Origin of the sequence: Neochlamydia sp. TUME1, assembly GCF_000813645.1 — a bacterium.
Taxonomy (GTDB): Bacteria; Chlamydiota; Chlamydiia; order Chlamydiales; family Parachlamydiaceae; genus Neochlamydia.
Genome location: NZ_JRXI01000145.1, coordinates 1 through 2869 on the forward strand (window position 1 = coordinate 1; position 2869 = coordinate 2869).

The 2869-nt window shown below is 36.4% G+C and carries 1 protein-coding gene; it reads right to left on the reverse strand.

Translation table 11 applies throughout. The features are described from left to right. Positions 1-889: 889 nt before the first annotated feature. Positions 890-2248 (reverse strand): F-box protein, encoded by a 1359-nt coding sequence (locus DB41_RS10835; RefSeq protein WP_052243994.1) that lies wholly within the window; start codon positions 2246-2248, stop codon positions 890-892. Positions 2249-2869 lie beyond the last annotated feature (621 nt).

Here is a 2869-nt window from a genome sequence, read left to right on the forward strand (position 1 = left end):
CAAACCACTATAACAGTAACCAAGTCGCCTTTTATTCCATGAAGTCCTGTTGAAAATTTCTCAAAGAAGCTGAAAGCGCTATAAATAAATTTGATTTTATTCCTATTTGTAACGTTTATCATCTTTAAGAGCGTCTAGGGTTTTTTATAAAAAAAATTGGTTACCCTATCAAATTTGTTGGCATTAATAGTCGCATTAAAATACTGCCTAAAAAGCATCTCGGTAAAATTTATCCTAAAGAAAATCAAACATGCAAAATAATATATATATAGGGCCTAAGAGAAAATAAGGTTTTCAATTAGCATCCTTCTATAGGAGAAAGCCTAAAAAAGGGGCTTATCTGCCCCTTTTTCCCCTCGCTCTTAATAAGATATGATTAATTTATGGTATGATAAAAAATTTGAGCTTTTTATAAAGCGATATTTTAACTAGCAAGTTCTCTTTGTAGTATTAAAGATAAAAGAAAAGTTTAATAGCAGCCATAAAAAGATAGCTTTTTAATGCTTATCTACAAACTGCCAAAAAATTTGCATAGTAAAAAATAGGGGTAGCAGACAGAATAAAACTGAAACATTAGCAGTTAATTTAAGTCTCATGTTTGGGGCTAACGCATGCGTTGTTGAGGAATAGCAACTTAAGTCTTAGCCTATCGTAACTTCTTCTTCTTTTCTAACTTTGTATTTTCAGCTCATAACTAGGCATTTTCTTTAAACATCTGTTCGTATGAGGGTTGCATACTATGATTAGACAAATGTAAATTCTACAAATTATTTTACTTACCAAAAATAATTGATTACCCCCGTGACCGCTTACCTAAAGCCTGCCTCAGGGCTTTTTTATGAAAAAATTTGACTAATGCTAGATCGGTAACGTAACTGTTAAAATTTTTTCAATACCAGAGGTGAAACCGCTCTTTTAGCACATGAGGGATACTTTCAAATGGATTTCCGATTAAATCAAGGATTACGTTTCCATTATTATCCAACTGCTCTATCTCTACAGGAAGGAAGGTAAGCTGATTATAGCGTATATCAAGCCGTCTCAGCTGAAGCAACTGACATATCTCCTTAGGAAGGCTAGTAAGCCGATTGCATCTTACGACAAGGCTTTCTAGATATGTTAGCTGTCCCATCTCTTTAGGAAGATGAGTTAGCTGATTGTCTTTTAAGTCAAGGTCTTTTAGCTTTGCTAACTGACCCATCTCTATAGGAAGGAAAGCGAGTTGGTTACTTTCTAAGCTAAGGGTTTGCAACTGGGATAGCTGCCCTATCTCTGCTGGAAGAGTAATAAGATAGTTACCTTCTAAGGAAAATTTTTGCAGCTTAGAGAGTTGTCCTATCTCTGCTGGAAGGGTGCTGAGCTGGTTATAGTTTAAGTTTAATATCTTTAGCTGAGCAAGCTGGCCTATTTCTGCAGGAAGGGAGATAAGCTGGTTGACTTCTAAGGAAAGTTCTCGCAGCTGCGAAAGTCTTCCTATCTCTACTGGAAGGGTATTAAGCTGGTTACCTTCTAATAAAAGTCTTCGCAGATTAGACAACTGCCCTAACTCAGCAGGAAGAGTGTTTAGCTGGTTATCGTTTAAATTAAGACATTTTAGATGAGAAAGTTGTCCTATCTCTCTAGGAAGAATTGTGAGATGATTATTGCTTAGATAAAGCGCTTGTAACTGGGGTAGCAACCCTATCTCTAAGGGTAAAAAGGTCAAACCCTTCTCTGTTAAGTTTAAACACGTAATCTCTTTGCCATGCTCTTCAATCCACCCTCCAAATAGCTCTCCTTTTCTTTCTAAAGGCAAGTACTTGATTTCTTCTTGCTCTAAGAATTCCTCTCCACCTGGAAGTTTTTTCCACATTAACAGGCGATTAATATTTACCATATAAGAGGAGTAATTAGCCAGGGTAAGATATTTTTTTTCCTCCGTTCTCCATTTAAATTCTAATTCTAATGGAGAAAGAGCTGTAGCTAGGCTAAAGACTTGCTTAAAGATTGCAGCAACCTTTGCTACTTCAGGAAGTCCATCGTCTAGCTTATAAATTTTATCTATAAGAAAAGCTCGCTCATCTACATCTCCTTGAGGAAAATGCATCTTACCTATTTGCTTATAAAGAGAAGGCATGACTTCCGTAGCCAGCAGATGATGCCATCTTTTACAGACGCTAAATAAGGAAGGAACTGTGCAAGCCTCTAAGATAGGGAGCAGCAATTCATTAGGCAAGCTTTCAATAGAGGCCGAAGAGATAGAATGCATTTTATTTCCTGGGGTAGTGATGACCTTTCATCATTTTTATTTTTAAAGGCAATATAAAAAAATTAAAAAGGCAAGTCAAAACAATTCGTATCCGTATCAAGGAAAAACAATTCACAGATAATCTACCACGCTTTTTTTTCCAGATAGATTTAAGGAAAGGGCGGGGGCCTTCCAAGCATTTAGGAGCAGCAACAGGTTTTGGGGATTAAGTGATGCGGCAATTTTGGTGTGGCTAAAAGAATGAGATTGATTCTTTGCCTTATTTGAGAAAAATGGCTCTTTTTGGCGCAATGTTTTAATTCTTCTACCGCCTGATGGAATACAATACGCCTAGCTTCTTCCTGTCAAGAAAGGTTGTTCTCCCAGCCATAAAACACTCTGCAGAAAAAGAGAAAAACTTCTTGCCGTTATAATGTGTAGGTTAGTTTAAGCTTGCCTAGTTGCGGGAAGGAAAGCGAATTACTTGTTTAAAGATAAGATGGCTAAAAGTTTTTTATTTCATTAGACTTCTTTCGAAATTAAATTTATGAGTATACTTGTGCCTAAAAATGAGCGAGGGCACAATGAAATTTGAAATAGTAAAAGATTTAGATGATGAAAGATTTCGTCGGCTAGCTGGTA